Below are 19810 nucleotides of genomic sequence, written 5' to 3'. Positions count from 1 at the left end.
CAGCACCCACCAGATGTAGATAAAAGCCTGACGTTCACGTCAGGTGAGATGTTCAAATCCTTGCTTTCAGATAGTCGGCTAATTGAGAGGCAGCGCTTGAGGCACCGCCGGCCAGGCGCATAATGACGTTGACTGAACCCGGGGCTGGTAATTTCTTCCCATTGGCAAGCGCATCAATTACCGAAACACTGTCTGGTACCGTACTGCGGGCCAGTACGGTTATTCCCAAACTGCTGTGCAGTGCGGCGGTAAGCCCTGAGAAGTCTGTATTGGTGTAGGTGATTCTGTAGGGCTGATGTATCCGTTGCAGGCTCTGTTCGGCACGGCGGCGGTAAATGCATCCTTCCGGAGCCACAACTAAAGGCAAGCTGGGCTGTTCAACCAATGCGGGGGAGCCCACCCAAACCAGCTCTTCGCGCTGAATCAGTACATCGCTTTTATTGGTCTGTTCGCGCAGTGCCAGAATAATATCAAACTGCTGTCCTAGTCCGGACAGTAAGTCTTTACTCAACGCGGAAGTCACCTGCAGCGTTACCTGCGGGTAAACCTGAGCAAACTGCCCCAGCACTTTGGGCAGCAAACTGGACGCGAATTCACTGGTAATACCCAGCCGCACTTTACCACTCACTTGTTGCGGTTCGAATTGTGCCCAGGCCTGATCGTTCAGCGCCAACATACGCTGGGCGTAGTCAAACAGCACGTCACCGTCGGCAGTAAGGGCAAAGCCGTTGCCCTGGCGGGTTAGCAATTCAACGCCCAGTTGCTGCTCCAGCTTTTTAAGCTGCAAACTAATAGCTGGCTGAGAACGCCCCATGCGTTCGCCGGCAAGTGTCATACTGCCCAGCTCAATCACCGCACTAAAACTGCGTAAGGCTTCTAAGGATAAATGTTTCATTGGTTCGCTTTATAAAGTCATTACTGGGTATTTGAAAAAATAATACTATTATAAGCATTATTGATTTTAAGTTTAAACGAATCACGCCTATAATTTGCGCCCATACACACGCACATAAAGTGAACAGAAAAGGAACACGGTATGGGTAGCAGAACGCCACTGTACGAAGCACACGTAAAAGCGGGTGCAAAGATGGTTGATTTTCACGGCTGGGACATGCCGCTGAACTACGGCTCACAAATTGAAGAGCACCATGCTGTACGCCGTGACTGCGGTGTTTTCGATGTGTCGCACATGACCATTGTTGACGTAGAAGGCCCACAGGCACAAGCGTTTTTGCGTTACCTGCTGGCTAACGACGTTGCCAAGCTAAAAACCGAAGGCAAAGCACAATACACCAGCATGTTGAATGAAAACGGCGGTGTTATTGATGACCTTATTGTGTATTTCTTCTCAGAAACTGCTTATCGCATGGTTGTTAACTCAGCCACCCGTGACCGCGACCTGGCATGGATTGAAAAAGTTGCGGCCGATTTTGATGTCACCACCAAAGAGCGTGACGACATGGGTATGTTGGCGCTGCAGGGCCCTAAAGCCGCTGACAAAATTCAAAACGTATTAACCGCAGAGCAGTACGCAGAAATTGACGGCATGAAGCCTTTTGTGGGTAAAGACGTTGGCGATTACTTTATTGCGACCACAGGTTATACCGGCGAAAAAGGCTACGAAATTGTGGTTCCGGCCGAGCGGCTTGAAGCCCTTTGGAATGACTTGCTAAAAGCCGAGGTTGCTCCTTGTGGACTGGGTGCTCGTGATACACTGCGTTTAGAAGCTGGCATGAACTTGTATGGTCAGGACATGGATGAGAACATCACGCCGCTGGAAGCCAATATGGGCTGGAGCGTAGCGTTTGAACCGGCTGATCGCGATTTCATTGGTCGTAAAGCATTAGAGCAGAAAAAAGCTGAAGGTCATGACAAGTTAGTCGGCCTCGTGATGGAAGAGAAAGGTGTACTGCGTCACGGTCAAAAAGTAACCGTTGAGGGTGGCGAAGGTATCATCACTTCTGGTACATTCTCGCCTACACTTGGTTTCTCAGTTGCAATGGCTCGCGTTCCATCAAGTGTTGGTGATACAGCGGAAGTGGAAATGCGTAAAAAACAAATGCCGGTGAAGGTAGTTAAGCCAGGTTTCGTCAGAAACGGTCAATCTGTTTTATAATCGAACAAGATTCAATACATTCCGGCTACGCCGGTTAGAAGGAAAGTAAAATGAGCAATATTCCAGCAGATCTGAAATACGCATCAACTCACGAGTGGGTTCGTGACGAGGGTGACGGTACCTTTACAGTAGGTATCTCTGAGCACGCGCAGGAACTTCTTGGCGACATGGTGTTTGTTGAGTTACCTGATGTAGGCGACGACGTTGCTACAGGCGACGACATTGCTGTAGCTGAATCTGTAAAAGCAGCGTCAGACATCTACGCACCAATGACCGGTGAAGTGGTTGCAGTTAACGAAGACCTGGAAGATGCTCCTGAAACCGTTAATAACGACCCTTACGGTGACGGCTGGTTATTCCGTATAAAAGCAGATGACAGCAGCGAGCTGGACAACTTGCTGGACGCAAATGCTTACGAGGCTTCAATAGACGAGGACTGAGGCCATTGGCGCATAGCACCAATGACACAGAGCGTCCTGAGCCCCGGAATTTAGCCGGGGTTCATTGTTTTTTGTATCCGATAAGTTTTCGATAAATTTCCGATAAATGTACGAGGCTGAGTCAAATGAGCAGTACTACCCTGACGCAATTAGAGCACCACGATGAATTCATTAGCCGCCATATTGGCCCAGGCGCTGATGAACAAAAAGCCATGCTGGCTGAGCTGGGTGTAGATTCTTTAGAAGCATTAACCAAAGACACTGTGCCTGGTGCGATTCTTCGTGAACCGTTCCTGCAAACAGGGGAGCCGCAAACTGAACGCGAAGCTCTGGCTCGTCTTAAAAACATCGCGAAAAAGAACCAAATTTGTACCTCGTACATTGGTATGGGTTACTACGACACCGTAGTGCCAAACGTTATTTTGCGCAATGTGCTGGAAAACCCGGGTTGGTACACCGCGTACACGCCGTACCAGCCAGAAATTGCTCAGGGCCGTTTAGAAGCACTGCTTAACTTCCAGCAAATGACCATGGACTTAACTGGTCTGGATTTAGCCAGCGCCTCATTGCTGGACGAAGCCACTGCCGCCGCCGAAGCTATGGCGATGGCAAAACGTGTTTCTAAAAACAAAAAATCCAACGCGTTTTTCATTGCCGACAACGTTTATACGCAAACCATTGACGTGGTGAAAACCCGTGCCGAATACTTTGGTTTCGACATTATTGTCGGACCGGCTCGTGAAGCCTCTGACCACGATGTGTTTGGCGCACTGTTGCAGTACCCGGACAAACAAGGCCAGTTGCACAACATTGAACAGTTAATTGGTGAGTTGCAGGAGAAAAAGGCCATTGTCGCCGTTGCTTCTGACTTAATGAGCCTGTTAATGGTGAAGTCACCGGGCGAAATGGGCGCGGACATGGTATTCGGTAACGCACAGCGCTTTGGTGTACCAATGGGCTATGGTGGTCCTCACGCCGCGTTCTTCGCTACCCGTGACAAATTTAAGCGTTCTTTGCCAGGTCGTATTATCGGCGTTTCTAAAGATTCTCGCGGACGCCCTGCATTGCGTATGGCCATGCAGACGCGTGAGCAGCATATACGCCGCGAAAAAGCGAACTCGAACATTTGTACTGCGCAGGTTCTGCTGGCCAACATGGCGTCGTTTTACGCTGTGTATCATGGCCCTGAAGGCTTGCGTCGTATTGCCAACCGCATTCACCGTTTAACCGATATTGTTGCCTTAGGCATGCAGGACAAAGGCGTGAAGCTGGTGAACAGCCACTGGTTTGATACCTTAACCTTTGAAATGAAAGAAAACGCTGCAGACGTATTGGCGCGCAGCAAAGCGCTGGGTCTTAACCTGCGCGTTGACGGCGAAGGCGTATTTGGTGTCAGCCTGGACGAAGCCAAAACGCGTGACGACGTTGAAACGCTGTTTGCGGTGTTATTTGGCGACAATCACGGTTTAGATATCGACGTATTAGACAGCCGTGTTGCCGGTGGCGATGTGGAATCCATTCCTGCTGACTTAGTGCGTCAGTCTCAGTATTTACAGCATCCTGTATTTAACGAGTATCACTCTGAAACCGAAATGCTGCGTTACATTAAAAAGCTGGAAAACAAAGACTTAGCCCTGAACCATTCAATGATTTCTTTGGGCTCGTGCACCATGAAGCTGAACGCCACCGCCGAAATGATTCCGGTGACCTGGCCTGAGTTCGGTCAGTTGCATCCGTTCTGCCCGGCAGAGCAGGCACAGGGTTATTACGAGCTGGTTGAAACCTTGTCGGAATGGTTAATTGATGTAACCGGTTACGACGACATGTCGATGCAGCCGAACTCCGGTGCGCAGGGCGAGTACGCGGGTCTGCTAGCTATTCAGAAGTACCATGAAAGCCGGGGCGACGGACACCGCGACATTTGTCTTATTCCAAGCTCTGCCCACGGCACCAACCCAGCTTCAGCTCAGATGATGAACATGAAAGTAGTAGTGGTTGACTGTGACAAGCACGGCAACGTGGATATGGACGACTTAAAAGCCAAAGCAGAAGAAGCGGGCGAGAACCTGTCGTGCATTATGGTCACTTACCCTTCCACACACGGTGTTTACGAAGAAGGCATTAAAGACATTTGTGACCTGGTTCACAGCTATGGCGGTCAGGTTTACATGGACGGTGCCAACATGAACGCACAGGTTGGCGTAACCTCACCGGGTTACATCGGCTCGGACGTGTCGCACCTGAACCTGCACAAAACCTTCTGTATTCCGCACGGTGGCGGTGGCCCTGGCATGGGTCCTATTGGCGTGAAGCAGCATCTGGCTGAATTCCTGCCAAACCATTCCATTGTGAATATCGACGGGCCTAAAGCCGGTAACGGCGCGGTATCTGCTGCGCAGTTTGGTAGTGCCAGCATTCTGACCATTTCCTGGATGTACATTGCCATGATGGGTGGACGCGGCCTACGTGAAGCCTCAGAAACCGCTATTTTGAACGCCAACTACCTGGCTGAGAAGCTGAGTAAGCACTTCAAAATTCTGTATCGTGGCCGCAACAACCGTGTCGCGCACGAGTGCATTATCGACTTGCGCCCAATGAAAGACGCCGCCGGTATTGCTGAAATTGATGTGGCTAAGCGCTTGCAGGACTATGGCTTCCACTCACCCACAATGAGCTTCCCGGTAGCGGGTACCATTATGGTTGAGCCGACCGAGTCTGAGTCTAAAGCTGAGCTGGACCGCTTTATTGAAGCCCTGGTTAGCATTAAAGCCGAAGCCGAGAAAGTAGCAGCCGGTGAATGGCCAAAAGACAACAACCCACTGGTGAACGCACCGCATACATTAGCGGACATTACCGATGCAGAATGGGACCGCCCATACGATAGAAAAACGGCAACCTACCCGGTTGAAGCCGTTGGTTACGACAAGTTCTGGCCAACCGTTAACCGTATAGATGACGTATTTGGCGACCGTAACCTGATGTGCTCGTGCCCGAGCATTGAAGAGTATCGGTAGAAAGGTAGCCTGTTGTGATCATGTAATTCCCGAATTCAGCTTAACAACAAAATTGAAAAGCGGATCTTAATGATGCGCTTTTTTTGCTTCAAATTCGAAGGCTAATTTGATTTTTCAAAAAAATGAAAAAAACTTTTAGCAAATTATTTATATTAATATCGATAACTTATTAATAAACCTAAAAATATCTAAATCAATTACTGCATATATTTCAAGTAGTTCTAATCTTTGAAAATTAATAACGGGGTAGAACCCACCACTCGGTTTTGGGTTTTACGTTCTAGTTGACCAACATTACTCATCGTCTAAATCCTTTAAACTTACGCATAGTTTTTGAATCTTTAATTTTACATCTTCAATACTTTTCTGATTTTTATCACTGTAGTATTTGTAAAAGCCGAGATTAGGCAATGCCATGCCACTCAATTCAAATCCTTCACTCTCTAGTGAATCCGTTAAAGTTTCTGGTGCATTCTCGATTTCACCACCTTTGATTCTAATATCGAAGCAGCTACCTTTTTTATAGATCTCTATTTGATATCGCTGTTCATTATGAACAAACCCGATTAGTTTCAAATGCGCACTTTCTTCACGCGACTTAACAGGCTCGTACCTTAACCAGGAAAAAGGTGCTATTAAGCTCTTGTCTTGAGATAGCTCTATTTCTAGTACTTTGGTGAAAAGTTCAATATGCGTATGATTTCGCTGCGATTGCCCAAGCAACACAAATTCATAGTTATTTTTCTCAGTAAAGCCTTGCTGGCAATACGCAATTAACTCTTTATGTTGAATTAATGCTTTTCTCCAAGACTCAATATCTTCAGACTCTATAGCATTGGAACAAATAGCAGAAAGTGAAGTTTGTATTTCTTTAGCATTAAATAACGGGTCATCTAGAACTGCTTTAACGTAACTTTGCTTTTGCTCAATTGAAGCTGTGCCGAACCGCAGTAATCTTTTCCAACTATGATCACGAGGAATATTGTTTCTAGTATCGCGAGAGGACAGCATATTGTATTTGTCGCCTCGTTTATCGGTGAAGTATACACCTTTACTTAATACCGACCTTTCCCACAAATAATCAATTGACGCTGAGCTGCTTTCAATTTGATCAAATACACGTTGAATCGCATTAGAGTATCGTGTGAAGCTACTTAAAAACTCGACATCTTCTTCAGCGCTCCAGTTGCAATGTTTGTGTTCTCGATAGTAATTTAGTATTTCAGAAAAATTTAAAATACAGCCAATCTGGCCTTTCAGAAATGAATGCTGTTCTGCACTGGTAATAACTACTCGCCATTCACTAGACCTTAACAGCAGATGAGCCTTGATCTTTTCTTCGACTATCTGAGCACCTGTAAAACCTGATATTTCAACATTATTAGCTAGCGTTTCTAATATGGGACTATCGTGCTGGCAAAGGTTGTCTATTGCAAACAGTGCTTTATTAAACTCATCTGCGGTATTGATAATGGTGTTTTCGGTTAAATTGAAAATAACCCTTAACCATTCAGTTAACTCTTTATTTGTCGATGATTTTGCAACGTAGCTGTAAAATGCATAAAACCTAAGTTTATCATCGTAGCTAGCATCGTTACTCAATACGTTCTTGAATGTTTTATGCTCGTTGTAGTAATCAGTGTCTAAGTAGCTGTTTATTTTGTTCTCGACCAATCCACCCCTATAAATGAGATCAAGGAAACTAATTAGCCGGATAATGAATTCTTTGTTTAAACATTCTAATTCTTCATATTGGGACAGTGTAAGGGGTTCTAATCTCCCGTTTCGACCAAAGAATTCGTCACTATTCACATGCAAAACGATAGGTGAATCTTTATGATTAACGAGATATTGATAGGCGATAACTAGTCGAATGAAATTCATTAACTCATCATCAAAGGTATCGTCAATTGAGCAAACATTTCTATAGGGCCAGAACAAATCGGCCCAGTCGGTATCTATCTTATGTATGAAGTAATTATAACCGCTAGCACTGTCTTGAAAAGGTAATGTGTACTCAGGCCAATCACTCTCAAAAGACTTTATCTTTTGTTCTAATTTGGCTTTAAAATTTTCAAATATTGTAAGCGGCTTACCACGAGCATTCATTTTTATATAAAGCTCATCTGACAAACCAAAAGAACGAAGGTCTAAAAACTGAAAGGTAATGTAAGGTTCAGTTGTATTGGTGATTCGTTCGTACAAATTGACATCACTTTGAGAAAACAATGCTTGAATTGCATCAAGCATATTCAAACAAGCTTGTACGGTTGGATCTTGTTGCCACGATAAATAAAACCACTGACTATTTTTAATCTGCTTACTTATTGTTGCATTCGATATTTCAATATCTTTGGAGGTTAATGCATCAAAAAACTCGGTTGTGCTTGGACGTGTCTTATAAGTAAAGCGAGATCGTTGTTCATCAGTGACAAATCGTTCTCTGAATTCTGCAATATGACCATGTTGTATTGCTAAGTACCAATGCAATAAAAATAGAGTCGTTAAGCGCTGCTGGCCGTCAAGAACAGAGAAAGCCTTACTTTGTCCCTCTTCAAAATTTCCGTAAACAAAGTCCAAATCTAAAGGCTGGCGTGAGTCATCTTTGTTATTTAGCGCTTGGTATAATGAATTTAAAAACAGTGTTCTAACTTCACCTTCTTCTTTTCGACCCTGTGCATAATCACGCTGTAATATTGGAATTTCTATCGCTTCAACAACATCAAGTAGACCGTAAAATGTTAAGCTTTTTCCATTATTCATGTCCTAACTCCTTTTGATGAACACCTACTCCTTGAAAGAAACCGAGTAACATTTCTACCATAGCCCTTTGATGATCCTCGCTATCTTTCGCTTCCCAATACAGCATCCTATCTACCTGTTTGCTGTAATACTTAAGAAACGCATTCTTAGTGCATAGCGGAACAAAGGTTGCCTTTTTATCTAGTGCGATAATCCTCGCTCGTTTAATTGGAAATACAGCATTTTGATAGCTACGGTTGGTTCTGCTATCTAGCAAGGTTAGATTGCCAATTGAGTTATCAACATCTTCATTACCATCAGGGTCGTAATGCGCTCGTACTCTGTCGTACACAGCTTCAAACTGATCATTATTGAAGTTAGCTGATTGCAGTAACTCCGTAGCTTCAAGTTTGATAGATAGCTCTTCATTGCTTGTATCGTTGTCAGACTCTACAGCATCTAGGGCTTCATCGCTGGAGATATAAGCAACAACATTTTCAAGCCATGCCTTTTGCTTGTCTTTACTATTTGGCATATCGGATGCCACTGAGCGGATATGTTCGATATCCCAACTGTCTAATTTATATTTATCAAATTGAAAACGCGCATTAGTAGCCGGGTTAGCAAGTAAGCTAGCTACGTTAAATAGCAATAGTATTGGTCTGAGTCTATGTGCTCCAGATTCATAAGTGAGAGAGTTTAGTCTCTCATCTAGCGATTCTTGAGATAACGTATCTATCTCTCTACCGTTAAAGGTCTTACTGAAAACTAGTTTTAACAATGACTGTCGAAAATCATACTTTGTGAGTGCCTCTTGATGTAATTCGAAAATATGAGTAATAGAAAATTTTTGCGAGACTAAATAGCCAATCAGATGAAATAAAGCGCGGTCGCTATACCACTCTTCTAGCGTCATAAAGCATTGCTTTACCTTTAGCCATTCACGAGCAACATCGACAGGTTTATCTTTATCACCGCTATTCGAAAGCAGTCGGTTGAACGTCAGAAATATTTTCAACTTGTCAGTGTCTAGAATGCCTTCATCATTAAGGTTTCTAGATGCCAAATCCAGCACAAACTCGATACGATTGGTGGTAATAGATTTGTTGCTAATAAAATACCAAAACGCATCATCTTGTAAGCGTTTCTCAATAGCATCCCATTCTTGAGAGATCTTTAGCTGCTGTAAATCTTGAATTGGCTTTTTGCTTTTGGTGTCGTCAACCTCTTGGGCAAAGTTGCTCGACTTTAAAAATAGCGCTTTAACTAACTCGGCATTAACCAGAGGGATCTTACCCATATTTAACCGGGTAAATACCTCAGTTACATTTTCCGTTTCACTTATCTTATACCAAATCACTTTAACATCATTAAGAAATACAGATTCAATATCATTTATGCGGTTAATTTTATCTTTAAACCAATTGCGGATTTCGTTGTAGCTTTCGAAAATATAGTGGAAGTCTATATTTTTATCTTTTTGACTTTCATCAAGCGTAGCAATGTATTCTTTACTTTCTGGTCGCGTCTCATATTCGATTGAATATAGTTGTTTTCGGAAGTCTTCAGCAAATCGTGAATTGAAGTAACCCAAAATTATAAGAATGGTAGTTAGCCTTTGCTGACCATCTACCAACTCCCATTGGTTACCTCGGGCTTTTACCACAACAGGCTGCAAACAATAAAAATCTTGCTCCGTTTTATTTTTGTTTAGACAAAACTCGTAAACGTCACTCAGTAATTCAGTAACCTGCCTTTTAGACCAACGGTAGCCACGTTGGTAGGCAGGTATAAAAAACGACAGTGCCAATAAATCGTTAATGGGCTTTAATTCTAATTCGTTACATTCAGACATCCATGTTCCTTATTATTCTTTATTAAACGGCAAGCGTGTGCGGCCTGTGAGTAGCTCTTGCATCATGCCTTGTTTGATTTGACGGGTTTTCGCTAAGCGCTGTTCAAGAGTTTGGATTTCGTTATCCATATCTATATGAATTTGTGCAATAGCAGCCTGTTCTTCCCTTGATGTTGGCAACTGTACTTGAAAATCTAGAATGGACTTCCCAGCTTTCACTAGACAGTCTGTAGATTCTCAAAGTACGCCTTTTCAAAGTTAGCAGGCGATACGCCGCCTGTATGAGAATGACGCTTTTTTGGATTGTAAAACATCTCGATAAAATTAAATATCTCAGTCTTCGCTTCGTTCCTGTTCGGGTAAATCTTTTTCCGGATGACCCGCTTTTTAAATGTGGCAAAAAAGCTTTCAGCAACGACGTTGTCGTGGCAGTTCCCACGTCGGCTCATCGATGGTATTAGGTTGTGCTCTTTCATGAATGCCAGGTAATCAGAGCTGCCATATTGGCTGCCCTGATCGCTGTGCACCAACACTTTCTCTTTCGGACGTCGCTGATAAACCGCCATAAGCAGTGCTCTGATAACCAGATGTTTATCCATATTTTTGTCCATTGACCAGCCAACAACGCGTCTGGAGAACAAGTCGATAACCGTTGCCACGTAAAGGAAGCCTTCGTAAGTTCGTACGTAGGTGATGTCGCTTACCCACGAAGTATTGGGCGCTTTAGGGTTAAACTGCCGCTCTAAGACGTTCTCAGCAACCCTGCCAGGTTTACCGCCTTTTATATGACGACGTTTATAACCAATTTGAGCTCTGAGCTTATTGAGTCGCATGATCTTAGCAACACGATGCACACTGCATTTTTCACCTGCTTCACGTAAATCTTTGTGGATCCAGGGGCTGCCGTATGTGCCACCACTGGCAATGAAGAACGCTTTGATGCGTTTTAAAAGTCTCGCGTCTTCTATGGCTCGATTGCTTAAAGGCTTCTTTAGCCAGGCATAGAAACCACTGCGGTTCAATTTCAACACCCGGCACATGGCCGAAACAGAGAACTGATTTTGATGATCACGGATAAAGGCGTACTTTACTCGGACTCGCCTGCAAAGTACTTTGCGGCCTTTTTTAATATATCCCGTTCCTCCTTAACGCGTTTTAGCTCGGCTTCAAGCTTTGCTATGCGCAGTTGTTCATCGGAGGATTTATTGGTTTTATTATCCTGACCGTATTTAGCACGCCAGTCGTAAAGTGACTTGACGGAAATGCCCAGACGATCAGCGACGTCATAAACAGAGTGACCGCGCTCGGTGACCTGCTTGACGGCTTCAATTTTAAACTCTTCGGTATACCGTTTGCCTTTGCTCATAAACACCTCTAGTTTGAGTTACATTGTAACTGTTAAAAGTGTCTAGCAAAGCCTGGGAAGTCCAAATTGGGGTTGATTCAATTACCCGAAATATCAAATTCGCAAGCATCTATATTTATCACTGAAATATATATGTCCTGCTTATTAAACATTTCCAAAGCGAGTTTTGGTAACGATTCTAAAAGAGTGTTAGTTGCTGTTGAAGAGGCACATACAATAATGCCGGAATCAGCAACAATGGGTGTGTCTGACTTCGCCTCAAAGGGGTTGGTTGCAAAAATTGCACAAATTGCTCTACAGGGAAGGAAGTATAATGTCGGACTGCTAGTTTTAGCGCAAAGGACAGCCAATGTGAGCAAGACAGTACTAACGCAGTGTAATTCAATTGTCAGTTTTGCATGTTATGACGACACAAGTATTAGCTTCCTCAAGAATGTGTTTGGTTCAAGTTCTGCTGAAATGGTTCCAAACCTTAAGAAACTTCAAGCGGTCGTTTTTGGCAAGATAGTTAAATCAGAAAGGCCGGTCGTCGTAGAGATTCCATTTGACCAAAATAAAGCCTAGTGTCAGTACAGTTGGCTTATAACAAGCGCAAGCAGTCGGAAAAATTACTCGCTGCGCTCCCAATTTTCCGCTGTTGAGGGCGTTAACGTCCGCTACTGGCTGTGAGTTCAATCGGTGAATGCAACGCTATCCTTATTTAAGGGAGGATCGCGCCATGAACCGAAGAAAACGCATTTACTACACTCCAGAGCAAAAAGCACTGATTTGGGATAGGTATAAGCAAGGCGACTCATTGCATGATATCGCTAAGATGTTTGACCGTTACCATTCGTCGATAATGCCGACTATCTATCAAACAGGTGGTTTTAGGCCACCAATCAGAAAAAGGCGTGCCTCATCATTAACTCTTAATGAGAGAGAAGAAATATCCAGAGGATTAGCAACAAACCAGTCTATCAGAGAGATTGCCAAACGACTCTCTAGAGCGCCTTCAACCATTAGTCGAGAAATACTGAGGAATGGTGGTTCGAGCCAGTATCGTGCTGCAAAAGCTGAGGACGAGGCTTGGACGCGAGCTCTGCGACCTAAGTCTTGCAAGTTAATTGATAGCCCTTCATTGTGTATATTAATCGCAGCTAAGCTCAAGCGCGCTTGGTCTCCACAGCAAATAGCTGGATGGTTAAAGCGACAATATCCCGAAGATCAGGAAATGCATGTGTCCCATGAAACCATTTATAAGACGCTCTTTATTCAAACAAGAGGCGCCCTGAAAAAGGAATTACAAAAGTGCCTGCGGACTAAGCGTGCGGTCCGTAGGTCACGAACAGCGTCGACTAAAGGGAAAGGGCTGGGGCAGATACCAGAAGCCGTTTCTATTAGTGAAAGACCTCAGTGTGTTGAGGATCGTGCAATACCTGGGCACTGGGAGGGAGACTTGATACAAGGCTCTAAGAACTCTTTCATCGCTACATTGGTGGAGCGTCATTCACGTTTCGTGATGCTTGCCAAAGTCTCCGATAATAGAACGTCGACCATTGTTCCTGCATTAATTAAACAAGCCGGCAAATTACCAAAAGAATTATATAAAACGCTTACCTGGGATCGAGGCTCTGAGATGACAAACCACAAAGCTTTTACGGTAGCTACCGACATTAAGGTGTACTTCTGTGATCCCAAGTCTCCCTGGCAACGAGGCTCTAATGAGAACACAAACAGGCTACTCAGGCAGTATTTTCCAAAGGGCACCGACCTGTCAGTTCATAGTCAACAGAAGCTAAGCAGTATCGCAAGACAGTTAAACGAACGCCCAAGAAAAACGCTAAACTATGAATGCCCAGCTGAGAGATTTAAACAATGTGTTGCACTGAACGGTTGAACTCACAGCACGAAGCAGACTATCGATTGATATCCAAACCAAGTACTATCGACTGCCCGTTTTTAAACCCACCTTATAACTGTTAAAAAGGCTTTTATGCCAAATTAACGGTTTATAGCCCATGCAAAGACTTTTATATAAAAATAATTGCGTACCTTAAATAGTCTGCTACACTCTAATCATCGGTTTAAAGCCTATTTAAGGTTCTTTATATGGATTCTGATCGTGTTTCAGCCATCATTGGTCAGCGAGTCAGGCAGTATCGGCTGAACCAGGATTTAACTCAGGAGGACTTAGCTACCTTAGCGAATGTCTCGCTGAATGCCGTTAAATCTGCGGAGGGTGGTAAAAGCACCTTACCGACCTATGCCGCTATTCTTCAGGCTTTGGGGCATATCGACAATTTACTGGCCGCCTTCCCGGACGAGGGCGTTTCTCCTGTGCAGCTGCTCAAAAGTAGCACCAAACAAAAGAAACGGGCCAGCGGTAAAACGCGTGTGAAACCTGCTGACAATGAGGAGCTGGACTGGTGATTAATACCATTGAAGTTCGCTACAAAGGTGAGCCTGTCGGTGCCTTAAGTTATAACAAAGGCGACACGGCTGCACGATTCGAGTACTTATCTGAGTTTGTCGAAAAAGACATTCCGCTGGCGCCTTTAACCATGCCTGCTGAGAAAGGACGAATTTACTCCTTCCCTGGGTTAAATTGGGATACGTTCAGAGGGCTGCCGGGCATGTTGGCAGACTCTTTACCCGACGACTTCGGTAATGCGGTACTGAACCAATGGGTTGCGCAGCAACCAGATCGCACTGAACCTCTGAGCCCGCTTGAGCGGCTTCAATACACCGGTGAGCGGGGCATGGGGGCTCTTGAATATCACCCCGCGCGTAAGAGTCAAACCAACGCCAAAAACAAAGACATTGAGCTTGAAAGCTTAATGAAATTGGCGCAGGAAGTGCTGGATGCGCGAAAAGGCTTTCGTCAGCGTACGCATTTTCACGACGCGGCAGACAAAGAAATGATGCAGGCCTTATTAGCGGTTGGCACCAGCGCCGGCGGAGCAAGGCCAAAAGCGGTACTGGCGTTTAATAAGGACTTCAGCCAGGTTCGTTCAGGGCAGGGGATTGTGCCCGAGGGCTTTGAGCATTATCTGCTGAAGTTTGACGGCGTAAAGGAGCGCGACTCATCTCAACAAACCTTTGGCGACCCGTTAGGTTACGGTGCCATGGAGTATGTGTATTACTTAATGGCCACAAAAGCGGGCATTCATATGATGCCATGTCACCTGCTGGATGAAGGCAACCGACGCCATTTTGTGACCAAGCGCTTTGACAGAATAGGCAATGAGAAAAAGCACATTCAAACGCTTACCGCTATTAAGCACGTGAACTATCACGATATTGGCGCGTTTTCTTATGAAGAGCTGTTTCAGGTTGCCCGCCAGCTAAGGTTGCCACGAGCGGACGCCATAGACTTGTTTCGCCGTATGGTCTTTAACCACGTAGCAACGAATCACGATGATCACTCCAAAAACTTTGGCTTTATGCTGGAGGACAAGCAGTGGCGGCTGAGCCCGGCTTACGACGTTGCCTTTAGCTATAAACCCGGAAACCCCTGGGTAGAGCAGCACTGGATGTCTTTAAATGGCAAGCGCAGCGGCCATACCCGCGCCGATTTTTACGCGCTGGCAGACGTTCAGCTCCCAAAAGTAGAGCGCAAAGAAATTGATGCAATTATTGATGAGGTGATAAACGCGGTGTCTCAGTGGCGGGAATTAGCCACTGAACATGAGGTGCCAAAAGCGCTTGCCGACTCAATAGAGGGGCATCTCAGGCTGAAAGATTTTGCCTGATAGGCGTTTAGGCGTTATTTGACTTAACTTTATGAATAAGCTCGCGCATAACGTTATTGTTGTAGGCATGCACAATTTGTTGTGACTTAAACAATTGTGGCAGCTCAATAATAACAATGCCGAGCAGAACGATAATTCCGACGATAGGAAAAAAGGGCAATAGAACCAGGCCAACCAGCATGACACAAAGGTTGATAAGGCCGCGCTGCGTGTTACCTAAATAAAAATGATGCAGGCCCGCCATAATGAACCAGTTCAGTACCGCATAGGTGTCCGGGTCTTTTATCTGCTCACCTTCAAGGCGGAAATATTCTTTTCGCTGCTCAGGTGTTAGTTCGCGTATTTGGTTACGCAGGGCTTCTTCCTCATCTCGCAACTGCTCAGAAGACATTTCGTAAGACATAACGGCTACCTTATTTAGGGAACTGGATCATGTTTTTTATGCACGCAGTCAGGGTCATTACAACGCTTCATGCGCGCGACACCAAGCTTTATACCGCGCCAGGTACCGTATTGGCTAATGGCCTGATAAGTATAGTGCGAACAGGACGGCTCAAAATTACATTCGGTATTAAAGAAGTGGCGCGAACCGCCACGACGCTGATACCAACGAATTGAAGCTAAAATGAGCCGCTTTATCATGCTCGGTTTTATCGACCCAGAGTTAAAATTGCCGCTTCACGTGTCCAGAACAGCCAAAAGCGTTTTTGTTCCAGTACCTGAAACACCATTTGCCAGCCGTCGGCAGCTTCCTGGTTCAAAGTAGATTCAATTTTCTTTAACGGCAGACCACTTGAGCCTAACAGTAAAGTGCCACAGCCGCCTTCCGCGATATGAATGACTTTGTATTCCGTAAACTTAGACATGCATTCTTCCTTGTTTTTGATTACTTCGGTTTAGTTGTAAGTAACTTACGTAAAAAGCTATGTAGCGTCAATTTTTATGAAATTGTGAATGGCACCTAACGAGCGATAGCCCAGAGATTGGTATAGAGGCTCTCCCATAGCCGATGCCTGTAGTTGAAGGGTATTGATGCCAGCGGCCAGTGCGTATTGCTCAAGTAACAGCATGGCGTCTCTGGCTAACCCTTTGCCCCGGTAATCGTCCAGTACACCCACCTGATGAATGCCCATTTGTTGTTTCTGGATGAAGGTCATGGCGGTGCCGGCTACTTGCCCCTGATATTTTATAAAGTACAAGCAGGCGCCACCAAGTAACAGGTTTTGAACAGACGACGACTCAACCTCATAACCAAAACATGAGCCGGTGGTATTCGCCCATTGTTGAACCTGGTTATGTTCTATTGGCTCTAACGTTAGCCTGGGAGCGGGGTCTGAAAGTGCCGATGCACTCAGAGTTTTTACCATCATTTGCTGACTAAAACTGGGGGTTAACTCCGACGGCAGCAGGAGTAACCCCGTTCCGGCCTTTGGTAACAGCATTTCGGGCATGGATAAGATATGAGAGTCAGAGGCTTTTGCACTTAGCTTTGCCACCAGTTTCTCTTTTTCCGCTTCTGAATAATTGCCCGGTTCGCACCATATTCTGCGCGGCCATTGCTCTAGCTTGTAAATTGTAGCGCCAGGGTTGGTGGTAAATTCCTGATAAGGCTGCATGCGCCAAAGCTGATGTAAGTTATAAAGGTTTTGTTGTTGCTCGGTTGTCATTGCCGTGCCCCCATATTAATTAAAAATACCCCGGCGATAAGAAAACAAGCGCCAATTAGGCGGTAGCTGTTAAGTGCAATTGCGGTGTTCCCTAAAAAGCCAAAGTGATTGATGATCATGGCGCCAATGAGCTGGCCTGCGAGAGCGTAAGCCATGACTTGTCCCACCCCCAGTTTCGGTATGAGAAAGTACATGGTGCCGACACCAAAGCAGGTAAAAATGGCGGCAACTAACCAGAAGTACCAGGGCAGGCTAAAAAATGTAATGCTGGTGCGCTCGCTAAAGCCCCACAGAGCCAAAGCAGAGAACAGCGCGCTAATGGTAAAGGCTATGGTCAGCGACAAGAACGTATTGTGCGCCAGTTGCCCCATCATAGCGTTAATACTGGCCTGAATAGATATCGACATGCCCGCCGCAATAGCCAATATCACAAGTATTGTCTGGGTCATAAAACAACCTTAAACCGCGACAGTGGCTGGCGGACTTTGTTCTGAAACTGGGTTGCATCTGCCTCGCTGCGATAGCCCACAGGGCAAGCGAATACGGTGCTAAGGCCGAGCTCTTTCAGTGAGAGAATATTGTCATAGGCGTCATGCTCAATGCCTTCCATTGGGCAACTGTCGACTTCGAGTTCAGCGGCGGCCAGCAAAAATGTACCCAGACCAATATAGGCCTGACGCGCTGCCCATTCTTTGCGCTTTGCGGCTGACATGGCCTGCAGCTTTTGCGTTAAATAGTTGCGGGTATTCTCCGCTTCTTCGTTGGTAAGCTGGCGCTGCTGGCTTAATTCCGAAATATAAGGGTCAACAATGTCTGCAACCGCCCCTGTTTTTGCCGCAAATATGACCAGCGCTGAGCTGTCCGCGACTTTCTGCTGCCCAAAAGAGTGATTAACCAACTGCTCACGTAGGCCTTTGTCGCGAATAACCAGTGTGCAGTAGGGTTGCAGGCCGTAAGACGAGGCCGTTAAACGGGTGGTGCTTAAGAGTGTATCCAAAACCTCGTCATTGATGTCGGCACCAGAGAAGTCGGCGGTGGCGTAACGCCATTGCTGTAATTTTTCCAAGTACATTTAGAGCTCCTGTTAGCTTCTATTGCTGCAAGTGAGCTCTATTATTCAGGTGCCCGGGAAGGGCTGCATTAACATAGTTTAATAAGTGGAAATTATTTCGGGGTTTGTAATTGCTTGCGTAATCGTGACAGTTGCACCGGCGTTATCCCCAGGTGAGAGGCAATGTGGTATTGAGGCACCCGACTAACAAGATGCGGAAGTTGCTCAACAAAAGTTTGGTAACGCTGGCCAGCTGTTGTTTGACCAAAGGCATTGTCGCGTTCATCTTTTTCCAGCAGCCAGTTTTTCTCTAAATAGAGGATGTGATAACGCATTAAGTCAGGGCTTTGCTCCAGCAACTGGCGATAACCACGAAAGTTAATTTGCAGTACAGCCGAGTTTTCTAAGCACTCAACACTTAATGCCGAAGGCGTAGTCGTTAATAGCGAGCTCATGCAGGCGGGAAACTCACCTTCACTAAAGAACCGCTTATTGTACTCCTGACCGTTTTCATCCAAATGAAACACCCGCGCTAAGCCTTTATGGATAAAGCTAAAGCTGTCGGGATGCTCACCTACAGAGTAGATTAAGTCACCACGAACGTATTCGTGATAACTCAGCAGGCTCTGAAACTTCTGCCAACAGCTTTCGGTAATGACATGATAGCTGTCCATGCGGGCACGCAGGTGCTTGAGGGCGTCGTTTGGTATTTGTGTGACTACTCTGACCATACTGCATACTCATTTCCACTTGGGCAGGTAAACTGAAAACGCCGACCACCGGGAAAATCAAATATAGGCTTGAGGATCTTACCGCCTGCATCCTCAACGCTTTTCAGGCTTTGCTCAAGGTCTTTGCTGTATAACACCACCAGCGCACTGCCCGTTGACGTTTGAGCAACTAAATCAGATTGGTAAAACCCGCCATCGAGCCCCGCATTTTGGATAGCCGTGTATTCCGGGCCATAGTCTACAAAATCCCAGCCAAAAGCTTGTTGAAAGAAGCGCTTGGTTGCTTCAAGGCTCCGAGCCGGAAGTTCAATGTAATTAATTTTAGTTGAGTTCATCATGTGCCTCGCATAGGGCTTTTTGAGAAACGATTTTACCTTTAGTTCTAGTTTAACCTAACGCTCATTTTTATCAGTATTATTGCTCATTTATTGTTGTATCGGCACAATATAGATAGATGCTATATGAATCCCAAAAATGGCCAAAATGAATAGCAAGATCCTCCGCGCCAACAAAGCGTTAGAAGAATCAGGAGTTCTGATCAAACTCAACGCATATTCGCCGGAAGTTGTTAGTACGATATTTGTTTCTCTGGATACGAGAGAAAGCGACATTGATATCGTTTGTACGTACCAGGAACAAGAAGCGTTTATTGAGACATTTGAATCGGCATATTCCGGCTATGAAGCTTACAGCATGCGCCCACGCAAAGATCACGCTTTAGGTCAGTTTCACTGTAACCAATTTTTAATTGAAGTCTATGCGTCAAAAACGCCATTGGAGTCGCAGGCTGCATTTCGCCATTATCAAGTGATGAAACGCCTTGTAAAAATCGGGGGCAATGAGTTCATCGACAGGATACGGCAACTTAAAGAAAGCGGTCTCAAAACAGAACCTGCTATTTGTCGGGTTATGGGAATTCCTGGAGACCCCTACGCTGCAGTTCTTGAACTGGAGAATTGGTCTGAAAAGGAGCTTAACAAGTTGCTTAATTTGGCTCAGGCATCTCGTTAGCCGAGCGTTGGTTCTTCCCACAGATACCTTGCTTGCTTTCAAGTCCTATTGTACTCTTTGATGTACATTAAAAAGTACTGAGG

At 45.2% G+C, this 19810-nt stretch carries 21 protein-coding genes; 8 read left to right on the top strand and 13 right to left on the bottom strand.

From position 1 onward, the window contains the following. Positions 1–52: 52 nt before the first annotated feature. Positions 53–895: a LysR family transcriptional regulator gene (locus Q5L94_RS05095; RefSeq protein WP_317497367.1), complete on the bottom strand. Its 843-nt coding sequence runs from the start codon at positions 893–895 to the stop codon at positions 53–55. A gap of 141 nt (positions 896–1036) precedes the next feature. On the opposite strand from Q5L94_RS05095, the gene gcvT reads away from it, so the two are divergent. The 3 genes from gcvT (at position 1037) to gcvP (ending at position 5570) form a co-directional block, all read left to right on the top strand. Next, positions 1037–2116: a glycine cleavage system aminomethyltransferase GcvT gene (gene gcvT / locus Q5L94_RS05090; protein ID WP_317497366.1), complete on the top strand. Its 1080-nt coding sequence runs from the start codon at positions 1037–1039 to the stop codon at positions 2114–2116. 50 nt (positions 2117–2166) lie between these two features. Continuing rightward, positions 2167–2556: a glycine cleavage system protein GcvH gene (gene gcvH, locus Q5L94_RS05085; RefSeq protein WP_317497365.1), complete on the top strand. Its 390-nt coding sequence runs from the start codon at positions 2167–2169 to the stop codon at positions 2554–2556. A gap of 125 nt (positions 2557–2681) precedes the next feature. Next, complete coding sequence (gene gcvP, locus Q5L94_RS05080) at positions 2682–5570, top strand: aminomethyl-transferring glycine dehydrogenase (RefSeq protein WP_317497364.1); 2889 nt, start codon at positions 2682–2684, stop codon at positions 5568–5570. Positions 5571–5864: 294 nt separating this feature from the next. Here gcvP and Q5L94_RS05075 read toward each other — a convergent pair whose 3' ends face one another. The 4 genes from Q5L94_RS05075 to Q5L94_RS05060 form a co-directional block, all read right to left on the bottom strand. Continuing rightward, positions 5865–8333 (bottom strand): DUF262 domain-containing protein, encoded by a 2469-nt coding sequence (locus Q5L94_RS05075; RefSeq protein WP_317497363.1) that lies wholly within the window; start codon positions 8331–8333, stop codon positions 5865–5867. Beyond that, positions 8326–10167 carry a DUF262 domain-containing protein gene (locus tag Q5L94_RS05070; RefSeq protein ID WP_317497362.1) on the bottom strand — a complete coding sequence of 614 codons (1842 nt, stop codon included), beginning with the start codon at positions 10165–10167 and terminating at the stop codon, positions 8326–8328. Before Q5L94_RS05070 ends, Q5L94_RS05075 begins: the two co-directional genes overlap by 8 nt. Before the next feature lie 12 nt (positions 10168–10179). Beyond that, positions 10180–10386 carry a hypothetical protein gene (locus Q5L94_RS05065; protein ID WP_317497361.1) on the bottom strand — a complete coding sequence of 69 codons (207 nt, stop codon included), beginning with the start codon at positions 10384–10386 and terminating at the stop codon, positions 10180–10182. Continuing rightward, positions 10386–11533 (bottom strand): IS3 family transposase gene (locus Q5L94_RS05060; protein WP_317497360.1). Its coding sequence is split into 2 segments (ribosomal slippage): positions 10386–11296 and positions 11296–11533, totalling 1149 coding nucleotides; the frame shifts between segments, so codons are not numbered across the junction. The genes Q5L94_RS05065 and Q5L94_RS05060 overlap by 1 nt, the downstream gene beginning before the upstream one ends. A gap of 66 nt (positions 11534–11599) precedes the next feature. Here Q5L94_RS05060 and Q5L94_RS05055 point away from each other — a divergent pair. The 4 genes from Q5L94_RS05055 (at position 11600) to Q5L94_RS05040 (ending at position 15267) form a co-directional block, all read left to right on the top strand. Beyond that, positions 11600–12097: a hypothetical protein gene (locus Q5L94_RS05055; RefSeq protein WP_317497359.1), complete on the top strand. Its 498-nt coding sequence runs from the start codon at positions 11600–11602 to the stop codon at positions 12095–12097. Between the two features lie 154 nt (positions 12098–12251). Further along, complete coding sequence (locus Q5L94_RS05050) at positions 12252–13412, top strand: IS30 family transposase (protein WP_317497358.1); 1161 nt, start codon at positions 12252–12254, stop codon at positions 13410–13412. A 212-nt stretch (positions 13413–13624) separates the two neighbouring features. After that, positions 13625–13945 (top strand): helix-turn-helix domain-containing protein, encoded by a 321-nt coding sequence (locus Q5L94_RS05045; RefSeq protein ID WP_317497357.1) that lies wholly within the window; start codon positions 13625–13627, stop codon positions 13943–13945. Then, positions 13942–15267 carry a type II toxin-antitoxin system HipA family toxin gene (locus tag Q5L94_RS05040; protein WP_317497356.1) on the top strand — a complete coding sequence of 442 codons (1326 nt, stop codon included), beginning with the start codon at positions 13942–13944 and terminating at the stop codon, positions 15265–15267. Before Q5L94_RS05045 ends, Q5L94_RS05040 begins: the two co-directional genes overlap by 4 nt. 7 nt (positions 15268–15274) lie before the next feature. On the opposite strand, the gene Q5L94_RS05035 is transcribed toward Q5L94_RS05040, so the two are convergent. The 8 genes from Q5L94_RS05035 to Q5L94_RS05000 form a co-directional block, all read right to left on the bottom strand. Further along, complete coding sequence (locus Q5L94_RS05035) at positions 15275–15670, bottom strand: TM2 domain-containing protein (protein ID WP_317497355.1); 396 nt, start codon at positions 15668–15670, stop codon at positions 15275–15277. 14 nt (positions 15671–15684) lie between these two features. Next, positions 15685–15909 (bottom strand): membrane protein insertion efficiency factor YidD, encoded by a 225-nt coding sequence (yidD, locus tag Q5L94_RS05030; protein ID WP_317497354.1) that lies wholly within the window; start codon positions 15907–15909, stop codon positions 15685–15687. 8 nt (positions 15910–15917) lie between these two features. Continuing rightward, complete coding sequence (locus Q5L94_RS05025; protein WP_317497353.1) at positions 15918–16133, bottom strand: DUF4177 domain-containing protein; 216 nt, start codon at positions 16131–16133, stop codon at positions 15918–15920. 57 nt (positions 16134–16190) lie between these two features. After that, on the bottom strand, positions 16191–16934 hold the full coding sequence (locus tag Q5L94_RS05020; protein ID WP_317497352.1) for a GNAT family N-acetyltransferase: 744 nt from the start codon (positions 16932–16934) through the stop codon (positions 16191–16193). Beyond that, positions 16931–17383, bottom strand: a complete 453-nt coding sequence (locus tag Q5L94_RS05015) for a DMT family transporter (RefSeq protein WP_011235306.1) — start codon at positions 17381–17383, stop codon at positions 16931–16933. The genes Q5L94_RS05020 and Q5L94_RS05015 overlap by 4 nt, the downstream gene beginning before the upstream one ends. Next, on the bottom strand, positions 17380–18006 hold the full coding sequence (locus tag Q5L94_RS05010) for a nitroreductase family protein (protein WP_317497351.1): 627 nt from the start codon (positions 18004–18006) through the stop codon (positions 17380–17382). The genes Q5L94_RS05015 and Q5L94_RS05010 overlap by 4 nt, the downstream gene beginning before the upstream one ends. A gap of 92 nt (positions 18007–18098) precedes the next feature. Further along, complete coding sequence (locus Q5L94_RS05005; RefSeq protein ID WP_317497350.1) at positions 18099–18716, bottom strand: cyclic nucleotide-binding domain-containing protein; 618 nt, start codon at positions 18714–18716, stop codon at positions 18099–18101. Beyond that, positions 18704–19054 carry a VOC family protein gene (locus tag Q5L94_RS05000; RefSeq protein ID WP_317497349.1) on the bottom strand — a complete coding sequence of 117 codons (351 nt, stop codon included), beginning with the start codon at positions 19052–19054 and terminating at the stop codon, positions 18704–18706. Before Q5L94_RS05000 ends, Q5L94_RS05005 begins: the two co-directional genes overlap by 13 nt. Positions 19055–19190: 136 nt before the next feature. On the opposite strand from Q5L94_RS05000, the gene Q5L94_RS04995 reads away from it, so the two are divergent. Further along, the gene (locus Q5L94_RS04995) at positions 19191–19727 is read left to right on the top strand and encodes a DUF4269 domain-containing protein (RefSeq protein WP_317497348.1); all 537 of its coding nucleotides are present in this window, start codon (positions 19191–19193) and stop codon (positions 19725–19727) included. Positions 19728–19810: the final 83 nt, after the last annotated feature.

The organism is Idiomarina sp. Sol25 (assembly GCF_033052775.1).
GTDB lineage: Bacteria > Pseudomonadota > Gammaproteobacteria > Enterobacterales > Alteromonadaceae > Idiomarina.
The sequence above is the reverse complement of the archived record's forward strand: the minus strand, read 5'-3'. Positions and strand labels throughout refer to the sequence as shown.

Bases quoted from the DNA above. Each gene is read 5' to 3' on its own strand.
- gcvH (WP_317497365.1), top strand. From the start codon at position 2,167: ATGAGCAATATTCCAGCAGATCTGAAATACGCATCAACTCACGAGTGG.
- Q5L94_RS05005 (WP_317497350.1), bottom strand. From the start codon at position 18,716: ATGGTCAGAGTAGTCACACAAATACCAAACGACGCCCTCAAGCACCTG.
- Q5L94_RS04995 (WP_317497348.1), top strand. From the start codon at position 19,191: ATGGCCAAAATGAATAGCAAGATCCTCCGCGCCAACAAAGCGTTAGAA.
- gcvT (WP_317497366.1), top strand. From the start codon at position 1,037: ATGGGTAGCAGAACGCCACTGTACGAAGCACACGTAAAAGCGGGTGCA.
- Q5L94_RS05070 (WP_317497362.1), bottom strand. From the start codon at position 10,167: ATGTCTGAATGTAACGAATTAGAATTAAAGCCCATTAACGATTTATTG.
- gcvP (WP_317497364.1), top strand. From the start codon at position 2,682: ATGAGCAGTACTACCCTGACGCAATTAGAGCACCACGATGAATTCATT.
- Q5L94_RS05010 (WP_317497351.1), bottom strand. From the start codon at position 18,006: ATGTACTTGGAAAAATTACAGCAATGGCGTTACGCCACCGCCGACTTC.
- Q5L94_RS05025 (WP_317497353.1), bottom strand. From the start codon at position 16,133: ATGTCTAAGTTTACGGAATACAAAGTCATTCATATCGCGGAAGGCGGC.
- Q5L94_RS05045 (WP_317497357.1), top strand. From the start codon at position 13,625: ATGGATTCTGATCGTGTTTCAGCCATCATTGGTCAGCGAGTCAGGCAG.
- yidD (WP_317497354.1), bottom strand. From the start codon at position 15,909: ATGATAAAGCGGCTCATTTTAGCTTCAATTCGTTGGTATCAGCGTCGT.
- Q5L94_RS05050 (WP_317497358.1), top strand. From the start codon at position 12,252: ATGAACCGAAGAAAACGCATTTACTACACTCCAGAGCAAAAAGCACTG.
- Q5L94_RS05095 (WP_317497367.1), bottom strand. From the start codon at position 895: ATGAAACATTTATCCTTAGAAGCCTTACGCAGTTTTAGTGCGGTGATT.
- Q5L94_RS05015 (WP_011235306.1), bottom strand. From the start codon at position 17,383: ATGACCCAGACAATACTTGTGATATTGGCTATTGCGGCGGGCATGTCG.
- Q5L94_RS05075 (WP_317497363.1), bottom strand. From the start codon at position 8,333: ATGAATAATGGAAAAAGCTTAACATTTTACGGTCTACTTGATGTTGTT.
- Q5L94_RS05000 (WP_317497349.1), bottom strand. From the start codon at position 19,054: ATGATGAACTCAACTAAAATTAATTACATTGAACTTCCGGCTCGGAGC.
- Q5L94_RS05020 (WP_317497352.1), bottom strand. From the start codon at position 16,934: ATGACAACCGAGCAACAACAAAACCTTTATAACTTACATCAGCTTTGG.
- Q5L94_RS05035 (WP_317497355.1), bottom strand. From the start codon at position 15,670: ATGTCTTACGAAATGTCTTCTGAGCAGTTGCGAGATGAGGAAGAAGCC.